The 26,580-nt window shown below is 64.3% G+C and carries 20 protein-coding genes; 16 read left to right on the top strand and 4 right to left on the bottom strand.

All coding sequences use genetic code 11. The annotated features are described in order from the left end of the window. Positions 1-323: 323 nt before the first annotated feature. The 16 genes from ACT9F5_RS12525 (at position 324) to ACT9F5_RS12600 (ending at position 20,850) form a co-directional block, all read left to right on the top strand. Positions 324-1,559: a phage integrase central domain-containing protein gene (locus ACT9F5_RS12525; RefSeq protein WP_445120288.1), complete on the top strand. Its 1,236-nt coding sequence runs from the start codon at positions 324-326 to the stop codon at positions 1,557-1,559. Positions 1,560-2,115: 556 nt separating this feature from the next. After that, on the top strand, positions 2,116-2,490 hold the full coding sequence (locus ACT9F5_RS12530) for a hypothetical protein (RefSeq protein WP_445120289.1): 375 nt from the start codon (positions 2,116-2,118) through the stop codon (positions 2,488-2,490). After that, positions 2,477-3,025 carry a BREX protein BrxB domain-containing protein gene (locus ACT9F5_RS12535; RefSeq protein ID WP_445120290.1) on the top strand — a complete coding sequence of 183 codons (549 nt, stop codon included), beginning with the start codon at positions 2,477-2,479 and terminating at the stop codon, positions 3,023-3,025. The genes ACT9F5_RS12530 and ACT9F5_RS12535 overlap by 14 nt, the downstream gene beginning before the upstream one ends. A gap of 27 nt (positions 3,026-3,052) precedes the next feature. After that, positions 3,053-6,499 (top strand): BREX system P-loop protein BrxC, encoded by a 3,447-nt coding sequence (gene brxC / locus ACT9F5_RS12540; RefSeq protein ID WP_445120291.1) that lies wholly within the window; start codon positions 3,053-3,055, stop codon positions 6,497-6,499. A gap of 12 nt (positions 6,500-6,511) precedes the next feature. Further along, positions 6,512-9,853, top strand: a complete 3,342-nt coding sequence (locus ACT9F5_RS12545) for an Eco57I restriction-modification methylase domain-containing protein (RefSeq protein WP_445120292.1) — start codon at positions 6,512-6,514, stop codon at positions 9,851-9,853. Between the two features lie 48 nt (positions 9,854-9,901). Next, complete coding sequence (locus ACT9F5_RS12550; protein ID WP_445120293.1) at positions 9,902-10,891, top strand: MarR family transcriptional regulator; 990 nt, start codon at positions 9,902-9,904, stop codon at positions 10,889-10,891. Further along, positions 10,885-11,652, top strand: coding sequence for a hypothetical protein (locus ACT9F5_RS12555; RefSeq protein ID WP_445120294.1), 768 nt, complete (start codon positions 10,885-10,887; stop codon positions 11,650-11,652). The genes ACT9F5_RS12550 and ACT9F5_RS12555 overlap by 7 nt, the downstream gene beginning before the upstream one ends. Next, entirely contained in the window at positions 11,649-14,003 is a 2,355-nt protein-coding gene (gene pglZ / locus ACT9F5_RS12560; protein WP_445120295.1) for a BREX-1 system phosphatase PglZ type B, read from the top strand. The genes ACT9F5_RS12555 and pglZ overlap by 4 nt, the downstream gene beginning before the upstream one ends. Next, a complete protein-coding gene (gene brxL / locus ACT9F5_RS12565) occupies positions 14,000-16,048 on the top strand; it encodes a BREX system Lon protease-like protein BrxL (protein ID WP_445120296.1) in 2,049 nt (682 codons plus the stop codon). The genes pglZ and brxL overlap by 4 nt, the downstream gene beginning before the upstream one ends. 187 nt (positions 16,049-16,235) lie before the next feature. Next, positions 16,236-16,838 carry a hypothetical protein gene (locus tag ACT9F5_RS12570; protein WP_445120297.1) on the top strand — a complete coding sequence of 201 codons (603 nt, stop codon included), beginning with the start codon at positions 16,236-16,238 and terminating at the stop codon, positions 16,836-16,838. 160 nt (positions 16,839-16,998) lie between these two features. Beyond that, entirely contained in the window at positions 16,999-17,202 is a 204-nt protein-coding gene (locus ACT9F5_RS12575; protein WP_445120298.1) for a helix-turn-helix domain-containing protein, read from the top strand. Continuing rightward, positions 17,199-17,393, top strand: coding sequence for a hypothetical protein (locus ACT9F5_RS12580; protein WP_445120299.1), 195 nt, complete (start codon positions 17,199-17,201; stop codon positions 17,391-17,393). The genes ACT9F5_RS12575 and ACT9F5_RS12580 overlap by 4 nt, the downstream gene beginning before the upstream one ends. Continuing rightward, entirely contained in the window at positions 17,390-17,800 is a 411-nt protein-coding gene (locus ACT9F5_RS12585) for a hypothetical protein (protein WP_445120300.1), read from the top strand. Before ACT9F5_RS12580 ends, ACT9F5_RS12585 begins: the two co-directional genes overlap by 4 nt. Beyond that, positions 17,797-18,954: an AAA family ATPase gene (locus tag ACT9F5_RS12590; RefSeq protein WP_445120301.1), complete on the top strand. Its 1,158-nt coding sequence runs from the start codon at positions 17,797-17,799 to the stop codon at positions 18,952-18,954. The genes ACT9F5_RS12585 and ACT9F5_RS12590 overlap by 4 nt, the downstream gene beginning before the upstream one ends. Before the next feature lie 805 nt (positions 18,955-19,759). Further along, positions 19,760-20,695 (top strand): TraB/GumN family protein, encoded by a 936-nt coding sequence (locus ACT9F5_RS12595; RefSeq protein ID WP_445120302.1) that lies wholly within the window; start codon positions 19,760-19,762, stop codon positions 20,693-20,695. Further along, on the top strand, positions 20,650-20,850 hold the full coding sequence (locus ACT9F5_RS12600; RefSeq protein ID WP_445120303.1) for a hypothetical protein: 201 nt from the start codon (positions 20,650-20,652) through the stop codon (positions 20,848-20,850). The genes ACT9F5_RS12595 and ACT9F5_RS12600 overlap by 46 nt, the downstream gene beginning before the upstream one ends. 52 nt (positions 20,851-20,902) lie before the next feature. Here ACT9F5_RS12600 and ACT9F5_RS12605 read toward each other — a convergent pair whose 3' ends face one another. The 4 genes from ACT9F5_RS12605 to ACT9F5_RS12620 all read right to left on the bottom strand — a co-directional run bounded on the left by ACT9F5_RS12605 (position 20,903) and on the right by ACT9F5_RS12620 (position 26,481). Then, positions 20,903-22,603: a GMC oxidoreductase gene (locus tag ACT9F5_RS12605; RefSeq protein ID WP_445120304.1), complete on the bottom strand. Its 1,701-nt coding sequence runs from the start codon at positions 22,601-22,603 to the stop codon at positions 20,903-20,905. Positions 22,604-22,762: 159 nt separating this feature from the next. Next, entirely contained in the window at positions 22,763-24,679 is a 1,917-nt protein-coding gene (dxs, locus tag ACT9F5_RS12610) for a 1-deoxy-D-xylulose-5-phosphate synthase (RefSeq protein ID WP_445120305.1), read from the bottom strand. 76 nt (positions 24,680-24,755) lie between these two features. Then, the gene (locus tag ACT9F5_RS12615; protein WP_445120306.1) at positions 24,756-25,841 is read right to left on the bottom strand and encodes a hypothetical protein; all 1,086 of its coding nucleotides are present in this window, start codon (positions 25,839-25,841) and stop codon (positions 24,756-24,758) included. A gap of 124 nt (positions 25,842-25,965) precedes the next feature. After that, positions 25,966-26,481 carry an HNH endonuclease gene (locus ACT9F5_RS12620; protein ID WP_445120404.1) on the bottom strand — a complete coding sequence of 172 codons (516 nt, stop codon included), beginning with the start codon at positions 26,479-26,481 and terminating at the stop codon, positions 25,966-25,968. Positions 26,482-26,580: the final 99 nt, after the last annotated feature.

The raw sequence follows: 26,580 nt of genomic DNA on the forward strand, positions 1-26,580 counted from the left end.
AACTCTTTGATCCGTAACGGTCGATATTGACGGTTTAGGCAGGCCGGAAAACCCGCTGTAATCGTTGTATTTCAGTATCTTGGCGCTGACTGTCCGGCTGTCTGGGGGACAGGTGGTCGTCGGTTCAAATCCGGCCGTCCCGACCAATTCAGTGTCACGGGTACTTCTTAAGAACCCTTGAAAGCCCCGGAATACGGGGTTTTTTCATGTCTGGCGTCCCGGAGTGTCCCGGCTTGCGACTGGATATCCCCCAATTTTGGCGGTACGTTTGGCGGTAGGGGCGCCTAGAAAAAGCCTCGTACCGCAAAACAGATACCGCCAACATGCCGAAGCGCATCGCACCCCTGACCCCATCCCAAGTCCAGAACGCCAAGCCCCAATCCAAGCCCTACAAGCTGCGGGACGGCGGCGGGCTGTTTTTGCTGGTGAACGCGGACGCGGCGAAGCTGTGGCGCTGGGACTACCGTCGGCCCGCCACCGGCCGGCAGAACACCATCGGCTTTGGTGCCTTCCCCGCCGTGAAGCTGGCCGAGGCGCGCGAGCGGGTCAGGCGGGCACGCGAGCTACTGGCCGCTGGGATCGACCCTGGTGAGCAGCGCAAGGCAGAGAAGGTCGCTACGGTGGAACGAGCGGCCAACACCTTCGCGGCGCTGGCCGAAGAGTGGTGGGCGGCGAAGCGAGAAAAGGAAATTGTCGCCGGGACAGCAAAACGCGAACGCCGACTGCTGGAAACCTACCTGCTGCCGTACATCGGGGACATGCCGGTTGAGGACATCACTGTCCACGCCTTGCTGGCCGCACTGCGTAAGCCGGAGGCTGACGGGAAGGTAGAGACAGCACACCGTGCCCGCTCGCTGGCGGGGCAGGTGTTCCGGTACGGCAAAGTCATCGGCCGCACCGAGCGAAATCCCGCCGCCGACCTTGTTGGCGCACTGAAGACGCCGAAGGGGCAGCACTTCGCTTCCGTGACCGCCCCGAACGAAATCGGCCCACTGCTGCGCGCTCTGTACGGCTACGAGGGTTCGGCGGTGGTGGCGGCAGCCTTGAAGCTGGGGCCGTTGGTATTCGTGCGCCCTGGCGAGCTGCGCACCGCTCGGTGGGCGGATATCGATCTGGATGCGGCGGAGTGGCGCTACACGGCGTCCAAGACCAACACGCCCCATGTCGTGCCATTGGCGGTGCAGGCGGTGGAGATCCTGCGAGAGCTGCAGCCCCTGACCGGACGGCGCGAATACGTCTTCCCCAGTGCGCGCGGCAAGGGTAGGCCGATGAGCGACGTAGCGATGACTGCCGCGATGCGACGCATGGGGATCGACGGCGACACCATGACTGCCCATGGTTTCCGGGCGATGGCGCGCACGGTATTGGATGAGGTGCTGGGCTACAGGCCGGACTACATCGAGCATCAACTGGCGCATGCGGTGCGCGACCCGAATGGCCGCGCGTACAATCGGACCGCACATCTGCCAGAACGCCGAAAGATGATGCAGGGCTGGGCCGATTACCTTGATGGCCTGCGCAATGGTACGAACGTGGTGTCTATTCGCAGAAGCGCGTGAGTCTGCCAGCGCAGCAACTACGGGTTGCGTTACGACGCTCAGTAGCACCGAGGAATGACCGTACGGCGGCAAAACAGCTAGCATTCTCGGCTCACTTGGCGATTGTCGCCATGCGCTCTTCAGTCCCCAGAGAATGGGGCAGACCGAGTTGATGCTAATGCTCCTCCCAGACTTGGGATTCAAGACCAACGCAGGAGGCGCTCACGCATCCCGTACCATGATGCTTGCCGAGCTTGGCCTCCTGCTCGATGCCTGCCCCGAGGGGGCAGCTCAAGCGGACTATCGTCAGGCAGTGGTGAATCTGAACTGTCTTGCCAAGCGCTCAATTAATACTCGGGTGCTCACCTGGGGGCACCTGGTTGGCCTATACGGAATGTCCCGAGACCTCCTAGTCTTCCGTAGCATGCGCTGGTTTTGGAGTCGGGATGTCGAAGGTCGCCCCCTCATCGCCCTGAGTGCAGCCCTGGCCCGTGACGGGTTGCTATCCTCGATCACTCCGCATGTCTGGGCTGTCCCTGTGGGAGCGACCGTGTCCCGTGAATCCGTCGAGAACTTGATGACCGCCAAGTTCCCGGATCGCTTCAGTCCTGCGACCCTGAAATCTGTCGCCCAGAACATCAATTCCACCTTGACTCAGGCCGGCCACCTCTCTGGCCGAGTGCGGAAGCAGCGTGAGCAAGCCCGGCCGACTGCCGGTTCGGTGGCGTACGCTCTGCTTCTGGGGTATGCCTCCGGAGCTAGGGGCCCCGAGCTGTTCCACACCCGCTTCATGAAGGCCCAGGATGCACCCGTGGCTGTGTGCGTCGATCTGGCCCAGCAAGCGGCGCGCAAGGGGTGGATCGAGTTCAAGCGGGTCGCAGACGTGATGGAAGCCGACTTCCCCCGCCTGATCCGGGCCGAGGAGGAGGTTGTGATCCGTGAGCAAGCTTAAGCGCCTGCTGCAATCCTGGGAGCGCTTTATCCGCACGCCATGGCGGGACGATGTGGCTGCTGCGCAGCGCGTCGTCTTCTGCGTGTACGACCCCGCCGAGGAACGTTCGCTGAGGGCGAGGGTCGAGGAGTTCGAGCTGGCCACCCGCGCCGCAGGGCATACCTGGCAGCAGTTCGACTTGACTGACACCTTCGCTCAATGGCTGGGCTCGCAGCGCTATGCGCCCAAGTACTTCGAAAAGCCCGAGCTGCTGGGCACCCTGCTGCCCAAATATCTGGACTTCCTCGTTCAGCGGTTCACTGCGTTCATTGCCGAAACCGGCGCTGACGACAACAGCATGGTGGCAGTGAGTGGCGTGGGATCGGTATTTGGCCTGTGCAAGGTCAAGGACGTGGTCGATGCCTTTGCGCCGCATATCCGTGGCCGCCTGCTAGTGTTCTTCCCGGGCAGCTTTGAGAACAACAACTATCGCCTGCTGGATGGGTACGACGGCTGGAACTATCTCGCCGTATCCATCACGGCGGATCAATCCTGATCTGCTTCGCATTACTCAGGGGAAGTCATGCTCAATCGCGACATCTATCTCAAAGACCCGGCCGAGCGGAAGCTTGTCAACCAGGGCGTGGCCAGCGTCAACGATGACGCCTCGGCGGAAGCGCTGGCTGTTCTTCGCTATGAGTTGGAGACCTTCGTCTGCGACGGTCAATACGAGAAGGGGCTGGCCCATATCCTGGACACGTTCCTGCGCAACATCGACCAGCCGCAGCAGCCCGGCGTGTGGATCAGCGGGTTTTTCGGCTCGGGCAAGTCCCACTTGGTCAAGATGATGCGAGCCCTGTGGCAGGACGCCCCGTTCCCCGACGGTGCCACGCCGCGCGGGATTGCCGATCTGCCCGCGTCGGTGGCTGACCACCTCAAGGAGCTGAGTGTGCAGGGCAGGCGCCATGGCGGCCTGCATGCGGCCTCGGGCACTCTCGGTGCAGGCGCCACCGGCAGTGTGCGCCTGGCGCTGCTGCGGATCATTTTCAAGTCGGTCGGCCTTCCGGAGAGCTATCCGGTCGCCCGCTTCGTCATGTGGTTGATGAAGGAAGGGCGGCTGCAGGAAGTGCGCGATGCGGCCGAAGCGGCCGGTTTCGACTGGCAGGAGGAGTTGGACAACTTCTACGTCGCCGATGGCATTGCCGATGCGCTGATCAAGGTCTGGCCCGACCGCTTTGCCTCCCGCAATGCTTGTGTCGAAACGCTCACGCAGATGTTCCCGGCGGTCAACGACGTGTCCAGTGACGACATGATCAAGGCCATCCGCCAGGCGTTGACGCGGGACGGTAAGTTCCCGTTGACGCTGGTCGTGCTGGACGAGGTCCAGCAGTACATCGGTGGCGACACCCAGCGCTCGATGGACGTGCAGGAAACCGTCGAAGCCTGCAGCAAGAACATCGGCGGTAAGCTGCTGTTCGTTGGCACCGGCCAGACGGCCGTGACCGGCACCGCCAACCTAGCGCGTCTGCAGGGCCGCTTCACCGTTCGCGTCGAGCTGTCCGATGCCGATGTGGAAGCGGTGATCCGCAAGGTCATCCTGGCCAAGAAGCCGGAGGCCATCCCGCCGATTGCCGACACGATGGGCCGCAACCTGGGCGAGATCTCGCGCCACCTGCAAGGCACCACGATCGCACACCGCCCGGAAGACCAGATGGTTTTCCCTCAGGACTATCCGCTGCTGCCCGTGCGCCGCCGCTTCTGGGAGGCCGCGCTCAAGGTGCTCGACCAGACCGGCACGGCCGCGCAGCTGCGCAATCAGCTGTCAGTGGTGCACAAGGTCATCCAGACCAACCTGGACGAGCCCTTGGGTTCGGTGGTGCCCGCCGACTTCGTGTTTTTCGACAGTGCCGAGAACTTGCTGCAGATGCGTCAGCTGCCGCGCAAGGTCTATGAGAAGACCAGCGCCTGGATGCGCGGCAGCGAAGACCAGCAGCTGATGGCTCGTGCCTGCGCCCTGGTGTTCCTGATTAACAAGGTGGCCGCAGCCAATACCGAACTCGGAATACGCGCCACCGTTGACACGCTAGCCGACCTGCTGGTGGTGGACCTTCCCGCTGGATCCAGCACCCTGCGCAGCCGCCTGCCGGCGGTGCTCGATGCATGCGAGCTGCTGATCAAGGTCGATGCCGAATACCGCATCCAGACCGAGGAGAGCGCCGCCTGGAACGACAGCTTCATGAACCAGCGCGCCAACCTCGCCAGCCAGGCGCACACCTTGGAGCACGAGCGCGATACCCGCATCCGCAAGATGTTCGGTGAAACGGTCGGCCGCCTGTCGCTGACTCAGGGCACTGCCAAGGTGTCGCGCGAGGTCAGCCCGCTATTTGAGGCCGAACTGCCCAAGGACGCTGAGCAGCGCATCTACGTCTGGGTGCGCGATGGTTGGAGCGCCGACGAAAATACGGTCAAGGTCGAAGCGCGGCAGGCCGGCAGCGCGTCACCCACCGTGTTTCTGTTCCTGCCCAAGCGCCATGGCGACGACCTGCGCAATCAGCTGATGGAGTACAAGGCTGCCCGCAACACCATCGATGAGCGCGGCACGCCGGGCGCGAGCGCCGCCGCCGACACGCGCGAAGCCTTCGAGGCCATGCAGACCACGCTGCGCAATGCCGAGAACCGCATCTATGCGATCCTGCGCGACTGCTTCAATGATGCGCGGGTGTACCAGGGCGGCGGCAGCGAAATCGTGGGCAGCGATCTCCAGGCCATGCTGCGTGAAGCCGCTGACAACGCTCTGCTGCGCCTGTATCCGCAATTCGGCATGGCCGATAATGCCGCCTGGAGCAAGGTCTTCGACCGCGCTCGCCAAGGCGCGCCCGATGCGCTCAAGGCTGTCGGCGACGACGGTGAGGCCGACAAGAACCCCGTCTGCAAGGCCGTGTTGGGCTTCATCGCCGGCGGCAAGACCGGCGCGGACGTGCGCGCGCGTTTTGAAGGCGCGCCCTATGGCTGGTCCGGTGACGCCGTGGATGGCGCGCTGTTCGCATTGCTCGTGGCCGGTGCGCTACGTGCCCAGGATGACCGTGGTCAGCCGGTCGAGTTCAAGGCGCTGGAACGCAAGGCCATCGGCAAGACCCACTTCCGGGTGGAAGCCACCACCATTACCGCTGCGCAGCGCATCCAGATCCGCAAGCTGTTGCAGTTACTTGATGTGAACGTCAAGCCCAACGAAGAACTTGCTTCGGTGCCAGCGTTTCTCGAAAAGCTGCGCGTCCTGTCCGAACGGGTCGGCGGCGAAGCGCCCAAGCCGGCATCGCCCGATGTGGGCGTGATCGACGACCTACGCCGCAGCGTCGGCAACGAACAACTGCAAGCGCTGCATCACCAGCGCGACACGCTGGCGGCTTTGATCGAGCAATGGAAGGATCAATCCGCCCGTATCGAATCGCGCTGGGTACCCTGGCTCAGCCTGAAAGAGCTGGCGACTCACGCCGAGCCGCTGGACGGCACCGAGGCCGTCCGCGCTCAGGTCACGGGCATCGAGGCCAGCCGGCAGTTGCTGGCCGACCCGGACCCGGTGCCCGGCCTCGGCACCGAACTGACCCAAGCCTTGCGCGAGCAGCTCAACCAACGCGCGGCAGCCTATGCCGAACGGCACAAGGCGGGCATGACCCTGCTGGCCGCCGACCCCAACTGGGCCAAGTTGGAGCAGGAACAGCGCCACGACCTGCTGGCCGCACAAAAGCTGACCTTGGCCGATACCCCGGCCATCAACGTACAGACCACGAAGGACGTGCTGGCCACCTTGCAGGCGCATCCGTTGGCGGGCCTGGCCGACCGCATTGCCGCCTTGCCCGGGCGCTTTGCCCAGGTGGCGGAGGAAGCCGCGCGGCTGTGCGAGCCGAAGATACAGTTCGTCCCGCTGCCACAGCGCACCCTGCAGAACGCCGCCGAGGTGGACGCCTGGGCTGCGGAAGCTGCCGAAGCACTGAAGGCCAAGCTGGCCAACGGCCCCGTGCGGCCGCGATAGGAAGATTGCGACATGAAACCGTTGGAACGCAGCCTGCGCAATCGTCTGGAATCCACCGTCAAACAGGCACGACGCCTGGCTGAAGACGGTGCCCGCGCCGTCCTGGGCGAACTGGGCGTGGGCGAGGCCAATCCGCCCGCGCATCTGCAAGAGCCGCAGCGCGCCCTGCGCCGACGTCTGCGCGCGCATGGCCGCCAACTGGGCGACCAGCTCAACGGAGGCAAGGTGCAGACCCTCGCGCACCTTGTGCAGGAAGTTGCCTACCAGCACTGGCACCGCATGCTGTTTGCGCGCTTCCTGGCCGAAAACGGACTGCTGATGTTCGATGGCGTGGCCGTCACCCTCGAAGAATGCGAGGAACTGGCGCCCGGCGAAGGCGCGCGCAACGGCTGGGAGCTGGCCGGGCGGCTTGCCGAGCGCATGCTGCCGCAGATCTTCAAGTCTGGCTCGCCGGTGTTCGAGTTGGTCCTGCCGGCGGACGTCCAGATTCCGTTGGAACACCTGCTGGCGCAGTTGCCGTGGGATGTCTTCACCGCCTCCGACAGCCTGGGCTGGGTCTACCAGTTCTGGCAGGCCGACAACAAGGATGCGATCAACAAGTCCGAGGTGAAGATCGGCGCCGACCAGCTGCCTGCGGTCACGCAGCTGTTCACCGAGCCGTACATGGTGGCCTTCCTGCTGCACAACTCTCTGGGTGCGTGGTGGAACACGCGCCATCTGGACACGCCGTGCCCGGTAAGCCTGGAGTATCTGCGTACGCTGGAAGACGCCACGCCTGCAGCAGGCAAATTCGAGGGCTGGCCGGATTCGCTGGTCGACTTCAGGCTGCTGGATCCCTGCTGCGGCTCAGGCCACTTCCTGGTGGCCGCCTTCCTGATGCTGGTGCCGATGCGCATGGCCGCAGAGGGTTTGAGCGCGCGCGACGCGGTAGACCGCGTGCTAGCCGATAACCTGCACGGCCTGGAGCTGGATGCACGCTGCGTGGAAATCGCGGTATTCGCGCTGGCGCTGGAAGCCTGGCGCTATCCGGACGAGCGCGGCCAGTCGCTGGGTGTGCGGCCCATTCCCAGCCCGCGCATCGCCTGCTGTGGCCTGAAGGTGGCCGCGAAGGTGGAGGACTGGCAGGCACTGGTGCCTGAGTATGTGCAGGACGCCCAGAAACTGCGCGAAGGTCTCGCACGGCTGCATCAGCAGTTTGCGCAGGCGCCGCTGCTGGGGAGTTTGCTTTCGCCCAGCCGGGAAAAAGGTGACCTGTACAGCGCCGACTATGCGCAGCTGGAAACGCTGCTGCATGCGGCGTTGGGCGGCAAAAACAGTGGACAGGATGATGAAACGCAGCGCGAATCCGCGCTCAGCGCATTGGGCCTGCTGGAGGCGGCGCGGTTGCTGGAAGCGCGATACCACTTAGTCATTACTAATGTCCCTTATCTCTCGCGAGCAAATCAGAGTGACGAGCTCCGAAATTTTAGTGAAAGGCACTACGACAGGGCAAAGCACGATTTAGCAAACGTATTTCTTGAGCGTTGCCTAGAGCTGAGTGTCGGTGGTGGGCGCGGCACCACACAGGTGGTGATGCCGCAGAACTGGCTTTTCTTGAGCAGGTATCAGAAGCAACGAGAAACTTTGCTTCGTGAAGCGTCATGGCAACTTCTGGGTTGGTTGAACGAGGGTGCCTTCGATAGCTCTCAAGCAGCGGGCGCATTCGTCATCTTATTTACGGTTTCATCTGGCAAGCCTGTTTCCGGTACGCTGATTCCAACGATCGACCTGAGCATCACGAAGACTTCTGCGGATAAGGCGGCTGGCCTGCGAAATGAGCCTCTGCTATTGCTGGATCAATTAGGGCAACTTAAAAATCCAGATGCTCGCATCGTTCTCGGTGATGTTTCTTGTCTTGATCAACTACGGCGGTATGCCGACTCTCGGTACGGCCTGCGGACTGGCGATGGCGAGCGGCTAATTAAGCGTTTTTGGGAGGTTGCAAATTTCGCCAATGGAGATTGGCGCTTTCATCAGAGTACGGTTAAAAATACTGAGGCTTTCGCCGGCAAGAGCAATATTATCTTGTGGGAGCGTGGAGAAGGCGCGCTGCGTGAGCTCGCCAGAGAAGGCGTCGCCAGCCTGCAAGGTGGCGACGCCTGGGGTAAGAAGGGGGTCACCGTGAGCTTAATGCGAAAGCTCCCTGTAACTTCGTACGAAGGTACTTTCTTCGATAACAACTGCGCGGTTTTATGGCCCCTCGAGGAAGCGGATCTTCCTGCGCTTTGGGCTTTCTGTTCGTCACTGGAATTCCATAAGGAGGTAAGGCGGCTTGATCAATCGGTAAAGGTTACGAATGCAACGCTTATCAAGGTGCCTTTCGATCCTAACCACTGGAGGTCAATTGCTGCTTGTGATTTCCCTGCTGGTCTGCCAAAGCCTTACTCTGATGAGTCCACCGAATGGCTCTTCCATGGCCATCCGAAAGCCTCTGTAGATGCCCTTCAAGTTGCAGTCGCTCGGCTGCTTGGCTACCGCTGGCCGGCCGAAATCGACCCCGACATGGAACTGGCCGACGAGGCGCGCGTACTGGTGGAGCAAAGCCAGGCGCTGCTGCTGCATGCCGACAAGGACGGTATCGTGTGCATTCCGCCCGTGGGCGGCGAAAAAGCCGCCACCGATCGCCTGCTGAACCTGCTGGCCGCCGCCTATGGCGAGAGCTGGAACAACGGGGTGATGACGCAACTGCTGGCCAGCGCCGGCTATGCCGGCAAGCCGCTGGAACATTGGTTGCGCGACAAGTTCTTCGCCCAGCACTGCGAACTGTTCCAGCAGCGCCCCTTCATCTGGCACGTCTGGGACGGCCTGCGCGACGGCTTCGCCGCGCTGGTCAACTACCACCGGCTGGACACCAAGACCCTCGAAGCCCTGATCTACACCTACCTGGGCAACTGGATCAGCCGCCAGGCCCAGGACGCCGCAGCTGGCGTAGAAGGCGCGCAGGAAAAACTCGACGCCGCCCAGGCGTTGAAGCAGAAGCTGGAGCTGATCCTCAAGGGCGAGCAGCCCCACGACATCTTCGTCCGCTGGAAGCCGCTGGAGCAGCAGCCCATCGGCTGGGACCCCGACCTCAATGACGGCGTACGCCTGAACATCCGCCCCTTCCTGTCCGTGCCCGACGTTGGCAAGAAGGGCGCCGGCGTGTTGCGTGAACGCCCCAAGATCAAGTGGGACAAGGACCGCGGCAGCGACGTCCCCTCGGCCCCTTGGTCCCGCCTCGGCCCGAAATACGGCGGCAAGGAGGGCGACCGCATCAATGACCACCACCTGGGACTAGCTGAGAAGCAGGCGGCTCGCCAAAGCTATAAAAAATAACACTAAAAATCATTTATTTAGTATTGTTTTGATGCTATGCTGCCGCGCATGAATCCCCTAACCATCAAGTTCCAGATGTATGTGCAGCAGCTCACCGGCCAGGTGCCGGTGTGGCTGGACCAGCCGGTTGGAGCGCTGCCCGGCTATCTGAAACAACGGTATGAACCGGGTCTGGCCCGACTGGCAGGGCAGACGTGGCTCGTGGCGTTCCTGCGCGAGACTGACGCACCTCCACCGCTGGCCTTGCGCAAGCAACTGGATCAACTGGCCGAGCGCATCGACCCGCCCGCCACCGGCGTCTGCCTGGTAGCCGAGCACCTGCCTCCGTACCTGCGCACACGCCTAGTGGAGTTGGGTCAGCCGTTCGTGGTGCCCGGACGGCAACTGTTCTGGCCGGCGATCGGCAGCGCCGAAACTCTCCAGCGTCCGCACCGGCTGCTACCGGAGCCGGTGAAGAACCTGGGACCAGCGGCTCAACAGCTGTTAATCGCATTGCTGTTGGATCGGCTGCTGCCACCCGTCACCATTGCCGGGGCGGCCGAAGCAATGGGCTGCACGGCGGCCAGCGTCAGCCAAGCCGTGAAGGCACTGGAAGCCAGCGGCTTGGTGCGGAGCGAGGCGCAGGGGCGGGCGCGGGTCTTTGCACTGGCCGAACCTGCGGCTGCCATCTGGCAGCGTTCGCAGCCCCTGCTGCGCACACCAGTACGACAGCGGGTACGGGTTCTACAGGCGGATTTACCGCTGGAGCTCACTACGCGAGCGGGCGAGAGCGCGCTGGCGGTACAGACCGATCTGGTCGATCCGGCCGAACCTGTCTACGCCATCGCCAGCCGTCAGTGGCCCAAGCAGGTGGATGCCAGGCACATTCCAACCCCGGACGCAGGAACCTGCGTGGTCGAGCTGTGGCGATACCCGCCGGAAGCGACTGCCGCGCAGGGCACGGTTGATCCGCTGTCGCTGTTTCTGAGCCTGCACGACAGCAAGGATGAGCGCATGCAACTGGCATTGCAGGACTTGATGGAGCGGATCGCATGGTGAAGGGACTGGATACGTTTGCCGCGTTCTTCGCCGGTGACGAGGCACGCTATGCGCTCATCGGGGGCGTGGCGGCCCAGCTGGTGCTGGAGGAAGCTGCCCTGCCGTCACGGGCGACCAAGGATCTGGACATCGTGCTGTGCGTGGAGGCACTGGACGCCGCGTTTGGGCAAAAGCTGTGGGACTTCATCGAAGCCGGCGGCTATGAAGTGCGTCAGCATGGTGAGGGCGGGCGCAACTTCTATCGCTTCGCCAAGCCTACCGATGCGGCGTACCCCTACATGCTGGAGTTCTTTGCCCGTGAGCCCGGGCATCTGCCGCTGGCGCAGGGCGCCCACCTGACGCCGGTGCCTTTCGAACAGCAGGTTGAGAGCCTGTCGGCGATTCTGCTGGACCAGGACTACTACGGCTTCCTTCATGCGCACACCCACCAACTGGCCGGTGTGCGGATCGTCACCGAGCAGGCGCTGATTCCGCTGAAGGCGCGCGCGTGGCTGGACCTAGTAGCCCGCAAGGCCGCTGACGCTGATGCAGTAGACAGTCGGCATATCCGCAAACACCGCAACGACGTGTTGCAGCTCTCGCAACTTATGACGGAAGACGAACGGATCGACGTGCCGCCAAGCATTCGTGGCGATATCGAGCGGTTTACGGGTGAGGTGATGCTGGACGTTTCGATGGACCTGCTGCGCGATCTGGAGATCGACGAAACGCCCGAGGTACTGTTGGCCCGGCTGCGCAGGAATTTTGGGGTGAATGCATGACCATGCCCGAACCTGCCAGCCCTCTGCAGGCCCTGGCTGAGGCTCTGCGCCGTGCGGCCCGCTTCAATCGGGACGCGGAGTGTGCACCGCACTGTATCCTGTGGCCGGACAAGGATGGTCAATGGGGACCGGTGATCGCCGCCCTGCAGGCCGAGCTACCCGAACTGCTGGTGCTGGGGCCGATTGACGAAGCCCATCGCGCCGGGCCGGCAATCTGGCTGCGCTGCGCCATGGCGGGCCAAATTAATTCGATCAAGCTGGATGGCCAACATCCGCCCATCCTTTACCTGCCCGAGGTGGGGCGTCAGGACCTGCGCGCCATTGAAAGCTGCCCGGAGTCGCTGCGCCCCTTGGCGGAGTTGCAGTATCGCGGCCAGATCTTCTCCCAGGCCAATGCGAAGGACTGGACCGCGGTGGCCTTCCTCAAGTCTGCGCAAGGTGGGCTTGGATTGGATGTCGGTCAAGACAGAGAAACTCGGGACGCATTGCTGCTTGCGCTGTCGCAGGTCATGGATCAGCCCCTTGATGTACTGCGGGCACGGCGGCTGGATGGAGCCTGGTTCAACACGTTGTTGACCGGCGGTGATCCAGTTCGCGACTTGCTGGTGTGGATGGATGCCCCGGCTGCGTTCCGTGCAGCCCGCGATGAAAATGCCTGGGCCGCGTTCGCGCGCGTATGCAAGGCGCAATTCGCGTTCCAGGTTCAGGACGGGGAACTGGCGGCAGCCGCAAAGCTGGCAATGCGGTCTGGCCCGTGGGCGGTGGTGTGGCAGCGCTATGTGGAGGCGCCCGCACGCTATCCAAACATTCCGGCGTCGATCCGTCGCTGCATCCCACCGCTGTTCGACATGCTGACCGATGCCGATGTCGCGGGCGGGTGGCCGCAATGGAATCAGGCGCGCGAAGACGATTTGCGCGCCTCGCTCAATGTGCTGGCCACCCGGCCGCCGCACGAGGCGCGAGAGCAGTTGCTGCGGCTGGAGCGCGACCATCGTTCGCGGCGCGACCTGGTGTGGGCTTCGATGGGCGAGGCGCCTCTGGCGCTGGCGATGGCATCGCTGGCGCAGCTGGCCGACGCCACCTCGCGATCCGCAGCCGCCGCAACGATCGAAGACATGCAGACCCTGCACTCCGCAGGAGGGTGGCAGGCAGACGAAGCAGTGCTGTGCGCACTGGAGCATGCGGGCCTGCCGCAGGACCATGCGGCGATCACTGCTGCGATCAGGAGCGTTTATCTGCCCTGGTTAGAGGATGGTGCGCGGCAGCTGCAAACGCTGGCGCATGCGACCCGGTCTCCAGGCGGCGTTCGCGAAGGCAGGCCACCCGCTTACGTTGCGAAGAACCAGTGTGTGCTGTTCGTGGATGGGCTTCGATTCGATCTCGGGCGGCGACTGGCAGGCTTGCTGGCCGATGCCAGGCATGAAGTCGTTGAGCAGCCGGTGTGGGTCGGCCTGCCCAGCGTGACCGCGACCGGCAAGGCCGCTGTGTCGCCTGTGGCCGACAAATTCATCGGCCAGCCGGACTCGGACGATTTTGTGCCTGGCGTCGCAGCAACCGGATCCAGTCTGAGCACCCAGCAACTTCGCAAAGTGCTGACGGACTCAGGCTGGCAGGTGCTGACGGGGGATGCGGTTGGAGTGCCAGGAGGGCAGGCTTGGTGCGAGTTCGGTGATATCGACCAGGAGGGCCATGCGCGCGGCTGGAAGCTTGCGCTGCATGTGCAGTCATTACTGGCTGAGATCTCTGCGCGCATCACGGCTCTGTTGGACGCCGGCTGGGGGCAGGTGAGAGTGGTGACTGACCATGGCTGGCTACTGCTGCCGGGCGAGCTGCCCAAGATCGAGTTGCCCAAGGCCCTTGCGACCACCAAGTGGGGGCGCTGCGCTGTGCTGAAGGAGGGCGCCCATTCTGACGAGCGTCTGTATCCCTGGTATTGGGATCCGGGGCAGTCCTTTGCCTTGGCGGATGGCATCGCCTGTTACAAAAAGGGTGAGGAATACGCGCATGGCGGCTTGAGCCTGCAGGAATGCTTGACGCTGCAGCTGACAGTGACCTCCCGGGTCGAGTCAGCGAAGGGTTCCGTGCGGATGGGTGACATCGGCTGGAAAGGGCTGCGCGTCTCGGTATCCCTGGAAGCTCATGTGGCCGGGTTGCAAGCGGACGTGCGGCAGCGGGCGGGCGACCCGACCAGCAGCGTCGTGGTTGCCAGCAAGGCGTTCTCGGGACACGGCACCTGTTCGTTGGTCGTTGAGGACGAGGATCTGCAGGGACAGGCCGCCTTTGTGGTTGTCCTGGATGCGGATGGTGCGTTGCTCGCGCAGCGGGCAGTTTCGATTGGAGTGAACGAATGAGCGTGCAGCTCGATCAAATTGATCGTCTGGCAGTTGACGCCCTGGACGGTTACCTGGTCCGCAAGGACTTGGTAAGGACTTTCAGTCGGCAGTTCCCGGTGCCTACCTACGTGGTGGAGTTCCTGTTAGGTCGCTACTGCGCCAGTGTGGATCCAGCAGAGATCGAGGAAGGTCTGGAGATCGTCCAGCGCCAGCTGCAGTCCCGTACGGTCAAGGCGGGCGAGCAGGAGCTGTTCAAGTCACGGGCGCGGGAGCAGGGTCAGATCAAGCTGATCGACCTGATCACTGCGCGACTGGATACCAAGACCGACAGCTATCTGGCGAGCCTGCCCAGCCTGCAGCTCAAAGACGTGCGCATCGATGCCGGTCTAGTGAGCCAGCACGAGCGCATGTTGACTGGTGGCTTCTACGCCGAGATTTCCCTGGGCTACGACGCCGCCATTGCCCAGGAGAAGAACGGGCGTCCGTTCGGCATCGAGTCCATCCGGGAGATCCAGCTGTCGAGTCGTGACGTGTTGGAAAAGCTGGGCCAGGCTCGGGTCGGGTTCACTACGGCGCAGTGGAAGGACTTCCTGCTTCGCTCGATCGGCATGGAATCGGAAGGGCTCTCCGAGCGACAGAAGGATGCGCTGCTACTGCGAATGGTTCCATTCGTCGAACGCAACTACAACCTGGTTGAACTGGGGCCGAGGGGCACGGGCAAGAGCCACCTGTTCCAACAGGTGTCACCCTATGCCCACCTAATTTCGGGCGGCAAGGCCACCGTAGCCAAAATGTTCGTGAACAACTCCACTGGTCAGCGTGGCTTGGTGTGCCAGTACGACGTGGTGTGTTTCGACGAGGTATCCGGCATCTCCTTCGACCAGAAGGACGGCGTGAACATCATGAAAGGCTATATGGAGTCTGGCGAGTTCAGCCGTGGTAAGGAGAGCATCAGGGCGGATGGCAGCATCGTGCTGGTGGGTAACTTCGATGTGGACGTGGAGCATCAGCAGCGCATTGGACACCTGTTTGGGCCTATGCCACCAGAGATGCGAGATGACACGGCCTACATGGACCGCATCCACGCCTTCCTGCCCGGATGGGACGTGCCGAAGATCTACAAGGACCTGTTAACCGATCACTTCGGTCTGGTAAGTGATTTCCTGTCTGAATGCTGGAGCCAGCTGCGCGGTGAAAGCCGCATGGGATCGCTGCAAGGGCGCGTGCAGTACGGAGGCGCTCTGTCCGGGCGTGACACTACCGCTGTCAACAAGACGGTCAGCGGGCTCTTGAAATTGCTGTATCCGGCGGCGGTCGACTTGCCGGACGAGGACATCGAGTGGGCCGTGCGGATCGCGCTCGAAGCGCGGCGACGGGTCAAGGAGCAGCAGAAGCGGATCGGCGCGGCGGAGTTTCGCAATACCCACTTCAGCTACGTGCTGGGTGAAGATGGCGTGGAGCGCTTTGTGTCGACGCCGGAACTGCAAAGTGCCGGTGGCATTGGTGAGGATCCCCTGGAGCCGGGGCAGGTATGGACGCTCAGCCCTGGCGCCGACGATGAGCACCCCGGACTGTTCCGCATCGAGGTCAACGAAGGCCCGGGATCGGGCGTGAAGATCCTCAACAAGCCCGTGCCCCCGGCCTTTCGCGAAAGCATGGGCTACGCCGAACAGAACCTCTATGCGCGAGCGCAGCAACTAGTTGGGGACAAGGATCCGCGGCATCACGAGTTTACCGCCCAGCTTCGGGCGTTCGATGCAGCCAAGGCGGGTGGCAAGTTAGGCGTGGCCTGTCTGGTCGCCCTGTGCACGGCGCTGCTCAAGCGCAGTGTCCGCGGGGGACTGATCGTGGTAGGCGAGGTGAACCTGGGTGGCTCGATCGAGCCGGTACATGACCCTGTGAACCTGGTAGAGCTTGGGGTGGAAAAGGGTGCCAGCGCGTTGCTGATGCCGGTGTCATGCCGACGGCAGCTCATCGACCTCTCGGACGACATGGCAACCCGGATCGACATCCAGTTCTACTCGGATGCGAAGGACTGCCTATTGAAGGCGATCCAAGACTAGTGCCCCCCACCACAACAATAAGGGGCGCGCGACAGAGGAATCTATCTGCGGAGGGATGGAGTTGTGGAGGCACCCGATTTGGATCGGGAAACGGCTCCGGCAAGCGCTGCGTTATCGCTTCAGCCCGAAGCGTAGGGCCAGTGCCCAGTGAGAGCTGGCCACCTTGGAAGAAATGAAAAGAGTATCTATGGATATCGTTTGGATCGAAGACAAGATCGCACTAGTGCAGGAAGACTTGGAGTATTGCCTGAAAAATTTCGGGCTTGACCTTGATCTAGACATCGACACCGATCTGTTAACTGCGCCGTTTTGGGTGGCGTACTACAGTGAGCTGGCAGAGATTGATTCGCTGACCTTCGACGAAGATGGCTTCCAGCACGCGCAGTCGCGAGCAAATAAATTGTTTTCCATGCTGCCACCGGCGCTCGCTTCCACCATTCAGATGCCACTGGCTACCGCGATCAACGCCGCCGACCAAGCTCGCTTTTTTCTGAACAAGGGTCGGACTGACGTGGCGCTTGAATGGTTGATAAGTGCAACTAAGGCGGGTGGGCTGGTTATGGGGATCGTCGGTGCCGGCAATAGCGATGAACTCAGCGCGGAAACTCAGCGTTCGATTAGGCGCGATGCAGCGATTCTTGGTCATGCAAAGAACCACGAGGCGAAAGCGCAGGCAATCGAGCTGTATCGCAACGGCAGCTGGCCGAGCAAGGACCAAGCCGCCGGAGAAATCGCTAAGAGGGTGAATAAAGCTTTTCGTACCGTGCGCGGCTGGTTGAACGGGGTTTGACCTACGCGCTGCTAGCAAGGTGTACGTCCCGCTAGCGGAATGCGCTACCCGCTAGCGGCGGGAGTTCTCATCCTCCGCGTTGTGCGTAAATTTCCACATCGCTGCTTACCGCAGTGCCCTCCGGATTGCCGGAGGGCCACCCTAGCAATAGGAAGCAACGATGACGAAGGAAATTTTGCTCAGTCCGGGTGACTTGATCGACGAGAAGGAAGCTGCTGCCATCCTGGCAGTGGCCACCACTACCCTTCGGAACTGGCGCGCGCTGCGTCAGGGCCCCCCGTTCCTGAAAATTGGCCGCCGCTTGGTCCGCTATCGCCGGGGCGACTTGGCGGTGTTCATCTGCAATGAAGGGGCGAAGGCATGAAGGCCGTCGCCATCGATTTGATCCAACAGTCACGCACGGCAGAGGCGGCCGCCTGGTGTCTTCGCGACATGAGTTGCAGGCGACCGGCTCCAAACGACTTGCGGGCAGTCGCGGCCGCCTTGGAGCGGTCGGCGTCGAAGTTGCTCCAGATCGCGTTCCAGATTGAGAACAGCAAGGAGCCCGGCCAGTGATCCCGGTCGAGGAGCAACGCCGGGCGGAGGAGGATTGCTTGTCTGATTCCGCAACTGATGGCGACCTCCAGGTGGTGCTTAGGGCTCTGCTTGCAGAGCGCAATGCGCTCATTTTGGCCAAGTACCCGAGGTCGCCGGCAGATTGGTGTGAGCGCCTGCCGACGCCTGAAACCTATTATCGGGGTCACGTCTCGGGAATGCGCAGGCCCAATGCCCGCGGGTGGGCGGTCGGGCTGTGCCCATTTCACAATGACCAGCAGGAGCTGGCCGTTAAGTTCGTTGAAGGCACAGAAGTCTGGTGCTGTCTTGCTGGTTGCGGGCTCGGTGACCGGATCGATTTTCATCAACATTTGAGTGGTGGCGGGTTTGAGTCGGCAGTTCTGGACCTGCTCGGGGTTCCGGTATGAACTCGGCAGCCCTTGACTCGAAGAAGCCTTCCGATTTGCCGCGTGCCGTGCTCATCCGGGGTGATGCCATTGCTCCAGTGGCCGTGCAATGGCTCTGGCCCGGCTGGCTCGAACGCGGTGCTTTGCACATGCTGGCTGGCCAGCCGGGCACAGGCAAGACGACCATCGCCCTAGCGTTGGCCGCAACGATCACGGCCGGCGGCAAGTGGCCTGATGGCTCTCAGGCAGCAGGCGGCGATGTTGTGATCTGGTCGGGTGAGGACGATCTGCCGACTACCTTGGTGCCGCGCCTCTGCGCTTCTGGCGCGGACATGAGGCGGGTGAACTTTGTCGAGAGTGTTCGCCAAGGCAAAAACGTGCGCCCCTTCGACCCCGCAACAGATACGGATGCCCTCCGCGCCACGTTGGCGGACTTGACGGATGTACGCCTCCTGATTGTCGACCCCATCGTGTCGGCGGTGGGCGGCGACTCGCACAAGAACGCAGAGGTGCGTCGCAGCTTGCAGCCGCTGGTCCACCTGGCCCAGGAGCACGGCTGCGCCCTGCTGGGCATTACTCACTTCAGCAAGGGCACTAGCGGCCGCAACCCGGTCGAACGCCTCACCGGATCACTCGCATTCGCGGCTTTGGCCCGTCTGGTGATGATCACCGCGCGTGCCGAGGCCCGTGGAGATGAACCGGCTCGCCAGTTCCTCGCCCGCGCCAAGGCTAACCACGGCCCCAGCGACGGCGGCTTCACCTACGACCTGCAGCAGGTGGAGTTGCCCGGCCACGAGGGCGTTGAAGCCTCCTGCGTGGTCTGGGGAGAGGCACTGGATGGCTCAGCTACAGAACTGCTTGCAGCGGCTGAAACCCACCATGACGGCGACGGACAAGGGGCAGCAGGCTTCCTGCGAGATGTCCTGTCGAAAGGTACGTGCGCGGCCAAAGACGTGTTCACCGAGGCGACGACCGCCGGCTTTTCCAAGGACGCTATCAACCGGGCCAAGCGCAAACTGGGGGTGGCGACGGTCAAGTCCGGCATGGCCGGCGGCTGGACCTGGCGGTTGCCGAAGCCCGAAGGCGGCGATGTCTATACCGAAGATGGCGAAGGTTGCGGACAGATTGACTCGCCACCTTCGCAACCTTCGGAGGGGGAGCGTCTATCTTTTTAGGACGCGAACCGTAGGGAGACAGACGAGCGAGGTGTCGGTGAGAAATCGATGCCCGCCTCTTGGCTCCTGTCGCCGGTACATCTGCGGGCAGAGAAACCACGTTGAGAAACCGGTCGAGCGTAACAACATCTATCCGAACAGTCGGTTAGAGAGGGAGGCGTGGGCAGCGGGCTACATGTAATCGGGTAGGAATTAGTGGGTTTAGCGCCCCAACCCCCGCCGCGCCACGCGGCAGCTCAGGGTTCCGCCCCGGCTGCGTGTATGAGAGAGGTCATTGACGCGAAGCGGCGATGACAAGTGCTGGAGCGAAGCGGAAGCACCACGCTCCCCGTACTCGGCGACATAAGCACGCCGTGGACACGGGGGGAGTGGGCGCTTGCATCGAGGACTTTTAGCTGAACTTGATAGACTGGTCCCGTCCGGCGGTGCGGCGATGCCATCCACACCCTCAAAGCTGCCAATGCCAATCCTCGTGGCAGCGCCGGGCACCCCAGCGGAGGTCGTGATTGGTCTCTGATCCTTCATCCGAGCCGGCGCCGGTGTCGCGCAGCTTTGGCGGTATTTTTGGCGGTATGGGGGCGGCGCCCGCTGCGTAAATCTACGCAGTTGAAGGCCCGTACGGTGTAATTCGGTAGAGGCCGTCGACCAACTCGAAATCGTCCGACGCCCGGCCCTGCCGGGCGTTTGTCGTTGCGGGGAACTTGTACCCGGGAAGCGCGGTCGGACCTCGCGCATGGACGAGACGCCATCGCCGGCCAGCAGCCACGCGTCCCCGCTTTCCCGATTCGGACATGGAGTTCATTCGATGCAAGCCGCCTTGTTGATGGGTCTTGTTGCGCTGGCGGGTTCCTCACCGCTGGTTTCCACCGCGGCGGAGACCGGCCTGCAATCGCCACCGGCCATGCCATTGGACGCCGCCGCCGGCACGGAGCGCGATGCCATCCGCGACCTCGATGTCGTGATGGTGACCGGCGTGCAGCCGGGGCCGCGCATGTGGAAAGTGTCGCGCGGCGACCACGAGATGTGGGTGCTGGGCGTGGTGTCGCCATTGCCCGACGCGATGACCTGGCAATCGCTCGAGGTCGAAGCGGTCATCGCCCAGGCGGGCCGGATCCTGCAGTCACCGATGTGGGCGGTCCACTTCGATGTCGGGTTCTTCAAGGGCCTGGGCCTGCTCCCCGCGGCGCTGCGCGCGCGCCGGAACCCCGATGGCGCCGAGCTTGATGACGTGTTGCCTCCCGCCCTGCACGCGCGCTGGGAGGTTCAAAAAGACAAGTACCTCGGCTGGGAGTTTGGAATCGAGCGCTGGCGGCCGATGTTTGCCGCCGAGAAGCTGGAGCGCAAAGCCATGAAACGGCTGGGCCTCGGCAGCAATGTGGTCGCTCCGGTGATCAACGCCGCGGCCGGGCGGGCCGGCCTGGAGCCGACGCCGGTCCAGGTCAGGACGACCATCGATGCGCCGCGCGAGTTGCTGAGGGAGTTCAACCGCGCGTCGCTGGACGACAGCGCATGCCTGGAGCGCACCGTGGCGGTCCTCGAACACGGGTTGCCACGCTGGCCGCGCGCGCCAATGCCTGGGCGAGCGGCGACCTGGAAACCTTTCGGCGCCTGCCTTACTACAGCCTGGAATGGAGCTGTCTGGAGTCGGTGCTGCAGAGCGACATCGGACGCCGGCCCGGTTACGACGACCTGCCGATGCAGATCGAGCGTGCGTGGCTGGAGGCGGCGGAGCTGGCGCTGACGGAGCATGCGGTCACGCTCGCGCTGCTGCCGATGGACCAGGTGCTGGCGGCGGACGGCTACCTGGCGAAACTGGAGCGGCGGGGTTATGTGGTGCAGGGGTCGGATGCATCGCAGACGACTCCCAGCCGGGAGCCCGCGACGGAAACGGAATGAGCCGTCGACCGTTCCGTCCGGATTCGCGAACTCGATCTTCCCAGCGGTCGCCTTACGCGACCGCCTGTCTCACCGGCGCCTCGGCGAGCTCGAGCGGCGATTGTTCCAGCCGCGCACGCAGGTGGCCGGCCAGTCGCAGGCCCAGCGCCACGATCGTGAATGTCGGGAACGCCCAACCGCCGGCCGGGAACACCGAGCTTCCGGCCACGTGCAGGTTGTCGACGCCATGCACCTTGCAGTCGCGATCGACCACTCCACTGGCAGGATCGTCGGACATCCGCGTGGTGCCCATGTGGTGCGAGGTGCCGAAGACCTGCGGGACCGGGTTGTCATCGGCCCGCAACCAGGGCTCCAGCTCGAACCGGCCGTTGCAGACCCGCGCCAGTTCGTCGCCGAACAGGCGGGCCGCGGTCCGGTAGGTATGCATGTCCAGCGCGTCCAGGCGCCAGTCCACGCAGACCCGGCGCAACCCGAGCGCATCCGTATCGTTGCCCAGGGTGACGCGGCTCGCGGGGTTGGGCGCCTGCTCGAAGTACCCGACCACGTCGACGCGGTCGGTCTTCACCGTGGGTTTCCCGGCCAGCTTGCGTCCCGCTGCCCTGGCGATGTCGCCGACACCCAGCGCCAGGTCCATCGCCAGCCTCGCGGTGCTTTCGGTGGGCGGGATGGCCTCCCGGACGTACTGGGGCTCGCCGTTGTGGCGAACGCACAATTGCTCCTTCAGCGACAGTTCCCAGTCCCGTGATTTCGCGCGCCGGGCGGCCTTGAGCCCGCGCAGGGCCCGTATGCCTTTCGGTACCGAGCCTTCCACCGCGAACGGACGAAGGCGTGCATTGAGGATCCGGTGTTCCTGCTGGGCCTCCTCCGACAGGCAGATCTCCGGATGCGAGGGCACCGGGTTTTTCGCCAGGTTGCGGTCGTATGGACGCGTGAGCGCTTCCGGCGTGTCGGTGACGATCGCGCCCAGCTTTCCGCTGGGGTGGTCCATGAAGTAGCGTCCGACCACGTCGCGGTCATTGCCGAGCCCCTGGGGGACCACCGAGTCGGACAACAGCAGCAATCGCGCATTCTCGATGCCGCCTGCAGCCAGCACGAAGTGACGCGCGCGGACACAACCGCGTTTCCCGTCCAGCGTCCCGATCCGCGCCTCCTCGACGGCGGACCCGCCGGGGGTGGCCATCAGTTCGGTCAGGTTGGCATGCAGCAGTACCTTGACGTTCGACGCTTGCTCGAATTCGGACCGGTAGGCGCTGCCGAAGTGGACCGGGCTGGCCGCGAATATCCGGTTGACCAGCTTCCTTTCATCGAAGTCCAGCGGGGCCAGCTCGGGCGGGGTCACGAACGACCCCTTGGCAAAGTCGTGTGATTCGAGTCCGCAGAAGGCCCGCGCCTTCCAATAGTCGGGCTCGAGCTCGGCATAGGTTACCGGCCAGCCACTGTGGGGAATCCAGTCGCGCTGATCCAGCGCATTCCCCAGCGGGATACAACCGCGGCCCCAGAGGTTGCAGGTGCCGCCGAAGGCGCGCATCCGCGAGGCGGCCGGGTCGAACGGCGGGCAGCCGATCGACGAGCCTCCATAGAGCGCCTGGTACCTCTCCTCCGCCTCCATGCCGCCGCCCGCGACGATGCACACGGTCACCGTCGTCCCGATGAAGGAACGGGCGACGGACAGGCCCGCGACCCCGGCGCCAATGATGCAGATGTCCGCGTCGAGGTCTGGCGGACACGCATCTTCCCCGTAGTTGATGATCAAGAAACGTCCCCCAGTCCGGGATTGCCGCACCTGCCAGCGCAGGAACGGGGCTATCGGAAAGGAACGCGACGAGGTCGGCGCGCCGGCCAGATTGAAGGGTTGTTCCGGCTGAATCCAGCCACCGGATTCCCGCCGGGCGACCTGCGCGGCGGGCGGCGCTCAGGCGGTGCCGGCCGCCGGCTTGATGGCCAGTTTCGGCCAGCGCGCGAGCACGGACCGGCGGATGCCCTCGGCGTCGAGCCCGGCTTCGGACAGCAGTTGCTCGCGGCTGGCGTGGTGCTGGAATGCATCGGGCAGGCCGAGGTGCAGCATCGGGACGACGACTCCCTCGGCCGCCAGCAGTTCGGCCACCCCGGAGCCGGCGCCGCCGGCAACCACGTTGTCCTCGAGGGTGACGAGGCCTTCGTGGGTGCTTGCCAGTTCGAGCACCAGCGCGCGGTCGAGCGGCTTGACGAAGCGCATGTTGACCACGGTCAGGCCGAGTGCCGCACCAACTTCTTCGGCCGCCGAAACCAGTGCACCGAACGCAAGCAGTGCGATGCGTGCGCCACGCTGGCGGACCTCGGCCTTGCCGATCGGCAGCGTTTCGAGCGTCGATTGCACTGCCACTCCCGGCCCGGTCCCGCGCGGGTAGCGCACTGCCGCGGGGCCTTCGTGGCGGTAGCCGGTCGACAGCATCCGGCGGCATTCTTCCTCGTCGGCCGGCGCCATCACCACCATGTTCGGCACGCAACGCAGGTAGCTGAGGTCGAGGTTGCCGGCATGGGTCGCACCGTCGGGACCGACCACGCCGCCGCGGTCGATCGCGAACAAGACGTCCAGGCCCTGCACCGCGACATCGTGCACCAACTGGTCGTAGCCGCGCTGCAGGAACGTCGAGTAGATCGCGACCACCGGCCTGGCGCCTTCGCAGGCCATGCCGGCAGCGAGCGTCACCGCGTGCTGCTCGGCGATGGCGACGTCGAAGTAACGCTGCGGATACTCCTTGCTGAAACGCACGAGACCGGAGCCCTCGCGCATCGCCGGAGTGATGCCGAGCAGCTTGTCATCGGCCGCGGCCATGTCGCACAACCAGTCGCCGAACACGTCGGTGTAGGTCGGCTTTTTCGCGCCCGGCTTGCTGACCATGCCCTGCGACGGGTCGAACGGACTGACTGCGTGGTAGCCGATCTGATCGCCCTCGGCGAGCTCGTAGCCCTTGCCCTTGGTGGTGACGATGTGCAGCAGCTGCGGGCCCTTGAGGCCCTTCAAGGTCTTCAGCGCGCCCAGCAGCGCCGGCAGGTCGTGCCCGTCGATCGGGCCCGTGTAGTGGAAGCCGAGTTCCTCGAAGAACGTGGAGGGCACGAACATGCCTTTCCACTGTTCCTCCCAGCGCTTGACGAAGCGCGCCGGCGCGCCGTGCTTGTCACCGAGCAGCTTCTTGCCGCCCTCGCGGATGGCATTGAGCGTACGGCTGCCCGACAACCGCCCGAGCATCCGGGTCACGCCGCCGACGTTCTCGGAGATCGACATCTGGTTGTCGTTGAGGATCACCAGCAGGTTCGGCTCGACACCGTCGGGGTCGTCGCCCATGCCGCCGCCGTGGGCCAGCGCCTCGAACGCCATGCCGCCGGTGATCGCGCCGTCGCCGATCACCGCCACCACCTTGCGCTCGTCGTCCGCGCGCTGCAGCGCGATCGTCATGCCGAGCGCGGCGGAGATGCTGGTCGAGCTGTGGCCGACGCCGAAGGTGTCGTACTCGGACTCCTCGCGCTTCGGGAACGGCGCGACGCCGTCCTTCTGCTTGACCGTGTGGATCGCGTCGCGGCGACCGGTCAGGATCTTGTGCGGGTAGGTCTGGTGGCCGACATCCCAGACCAGCCGGTCGACCGGCGTTTCGTACAGCCAATGCAACGCCACGGTCAGCTCGATCACGCCGAGGCCGGCAGCGAAGTGGCCGCCCGACTGGGCGACCTGCTCGATCAGGTACCCGCGCAGTTCGGCGGCGATCGCGGGCAGCTCCTCTTCGGGGAACGCGCGCAGGTCGGCGGGGACGGAGATGCGGGAGAGGCGCGGATAGCGTTGCGGGTCGATCATCAATACGGCGTCGGACGGCAGTCGCCCATTGTCCCGCCGGCGCCGGGGCGGGGCAAGGCGTGCGGTATGCGTGGCTTCAGCGTCCTCGCAGGCGCCCGAACAGCCCGCCGGACTTCGGCGTCTCGGCTTCGGGTTCCGGCAGGTGCTCGATATCGGCGAAGCCAGTGGCGAGGCTGGCATTGACGAAGTCGGTGACGTCGGCCTCGGGCACGCCGCTGGCCTCGGCGATCTCGGCAAGCGTGGCCGGCCCCTTCATCATCGCGGTGGCGATGCGAAAGTGCTTCGGGTACTCGCGCTCGGTCTGCGGCCACTTCAGCATCTGGTAGCGCGCCTGTGGATCGAAGCCGGGCATCAGCTTGCCCTGGCCGGCGAGAAGCCCCCCGAACCAGACCAGTCGCGACAGCGGTTGTGGTGCACCGAGCGACGCGACCTGGCTGCTCCAGTCCTTGACCGGCACGAAGTCGCCGGCTTCCAGCGGGCTGCCGACATGGCCGGCCAGCGGCTTGAGCGCGGTCGGGCCGTGGTACTGGCGTTGTGCGGTATCCAGCAGCAGGTCCACGCCGTCGCGTTCGAGCTTCAGCTGGCCCTGGACCCGGCCCGAGGCCAGCCATTCGGCCAGCGTGCGGGGCTCCGGGTCGGCCACGGGCACGGAGGCCTGCGGCGGTGCATGTGGCTGCAGGCTCGGCGCGGCGGGCACCACCTGGGCGACCGCCGCGCTTGCAGGCTCGCGCGGGCTGGACGTTTCCTCGGTGGGCGTGGCGTCGCTGATCGCGCCGGCTTCCTCATCGACGGGCTGCGGCTGCTCTTCCGGCAACTGGTCCTGCTGCTGCGGCGCCGGGGTGAGGCCGGCGGGCGCGGATGGCGGGGCGATCTCGTTGAGTACCTGCAGCAGCGAATTGGCGTCGAACGGCTGGGCCAGCCGGAAGTCGGCCTGGGTGCGCGGCGCCGAGGTCAGGCCGATCACGGTCTTGCCGGCGGCATGCAGGCGCAGCCAGCTCATCGGGCCATACATGCTGTCCATGTCGACCGCGATGTAGTCGCCCTGCGTTTCCGGAAGCAGTTGCCAGGTGCCGCCGAGCCGCCGGTTGGCCTCGTCGAACGCCGTCTTCAGCGAAGTTTCCGTGGCCGGGTCCATGCCGGTCAGGCCGAAAGTCAGGGACATCGTCGATTCCATTGCTGCAGGTCCCTGCCAGTGTCGGGGAGCCGACCACAGGCGTCAACGCGCGCGCTGCGTCGCAACTGCGCGTGATGCGGCAGCCCGGAGTCCGGAATGTGACGCGATGCGGTCAGCTCAATGAGCGCGCGTGCTTCTTCGGCAACTGATTTTTCAGGAACGCCATCTGGTCCGCCAGGATGTTGCGGTTGGACAGGATCAGGTGCTCGACCCAGCTCGGCCGGTAGGGCACCGCCAGCAGCGGCATGTTTGCCTGCTGCGGGGTGCGGTTGCCCTTGCGCGAGTTGCACTGGAAACACGCGGCGACGACGTTCTCCCAGACGTCGCGACCGCCCCTGGATACCGGCAGCACGTGGTCGCGGGTCAGTTGCGGACGATGGCACTCACGGCCGCAGTAGAGGCACAGGTGTGCGTCGCGGGCGAACAGCGCGGTGTTGGTCAGCGCGGGGGTCGGGTCCAGCGCATGGCCGCGGGCGTGGCCGCGGGCGGCGACGATGGGGTGCAGTTGCAGCAGGCTGGACTCACCGCTGATCCGGTTGATGCCGCCATGCACGGTCAGGCAGGGATCACCGAGCGTCCACGCCACCGCGTCGCGGGCGTACAGGCAGGCGGCCTGTTGCCAGTTCATCCAGTCCAGCACACGACCGTGCGCGTCCAGCGACAACAGGCGGACGGCGTTGAGCTGTTCGATGCCATGGCGCGGGGTGACGGGGAGGCCATCCGGACC

The sequence above is a fragment of the Lysobacter sp. F6437 genome (genome assembly GCF_052547215.1).

Excerpts from the sequence above, each read along its gene's own strand:
- ACT9F5_RS12615 (WP_445120306.1), bottom strand. The coding sequence starts at position 25,841 with ATGTCCCTGACTTTCGGCCTGACCGGCATGGACCCGGCCACGGAAACT.
- ACT9F5_RS12530 (WP_445120289.1), top strand. The coding sequence starts at position 2,116 with ATGACCGCCAAGTTCCCGGATCGCTTCAGTCCTGCGACCCTGAAATCT.
- ACT9F5_RS12525 (WP_445120288.1), top strand. The coding sequence starts at position 324 with ATGCCGAAGCGCATCGCACCCCTGACCCCATCCCAAGTCCAGAACGCC.
- ACT9F5_RS12580 (WP_445120299.1), top strand. The coding sequence starts at position 17,199 with ATGAAGGCCGTCGCCATCGATTTGATCCAACAGTCACGCACGGCAGAG.
- brxC (WP_445120291.1), top strand. The coding sequence starts at position 3,053 with ATGCTCAATCGCGACATCTATCTCAAAGACCCGGCCGAGCGGAAGCTT.
- ACT9F5_RS12595 (WP_445120302.1), top strand. The coding sequence starts at position 19,760 with ATGCAAGCCGCCTTGTTGATGGGTCTTGTTGCGCTGGCGGGTTCCTCA.
- ACT9F5_RS12575 (WP_445120298.1), top strand. The coding sequence starts at position 16,999 with ATGACGAAGGAAATTTTGCTCAGTCCGGGTGACTTGATCGACGAGAAG.
- ACT9F5_RS12590 (WP_445120301.1), top strand. The coding sequence starts at position 17,797 with ATGAACTCGGCAGCCCTTGACTCGAAGAAGCCTTCCGATTTGCCGCGT.
- ACT9F5_RS12555 (WP_445120294.1), top strand. The coding sequence starts at position 10,885 with ATGGTGAAGGGACTGGATACGTTTGCCGCGTTCTTCGCCGGTGACGAG.
- ACT9F5_RS12620 (WP_445120404.1), bottom strand. The coding sequence starts at position 26,481 with ATGAACTGGCAACAGGCCGCCTGCCTGTACGCCCGCGACGCGGTGGCG.
- ACT9F5_RS12600 (WP_445120303.1), top strand. The coding sequence starts at position 20,650 with ATGCAGATCGAGCGTGCGTGGCTGGAGGCGGCGGAGCTGGCGCTGACG.
- ACT9F5_RS12570 (WP_445120297.1), top strand. The coding sequence starts at position 16,236 with ATGGATATCGTTTGGATCGAAGACAAGATCGCACTAGTGCAGGAAGAC.
- ACT9F5_RS12545 (WP_445120292.1), top strand. The coding sequence starts at position 6,512 with ATGAAACCGTTGGAACGCAGCCTGCGCAATCGTCTGGAATCCACCGTC.
- dxs (WP_445120305.1), bottom strand. The coding sequence starts at position 24,679 with ATGATCGACCCGCAACGCTATCCGCGCCTCTCCCGCATCTCCGTCCCC.
- pglZ (WP_445120295.1), top strand. The coding sequence starts at position 11,649 with ATGACCATGCCCGAACCTGCCAGCCCTCTGCAGGCCCTGGCTGAGGCT.
- ACT9F5_RS12550 (WP_445120293.1), top strand. The coding sequence starts at position 9,902 with ATGAATCCCCTAACCATCAAGTTCCAGATGTATGTGCAGCAGCTCACC.
- brxL (WP_445120296.1), top strand. The coding sequence starts at position 14,000 with ATGAGCGTGCAGCTCGATCAAATTGATCGTCTGGCAGTTGACGCCCTG.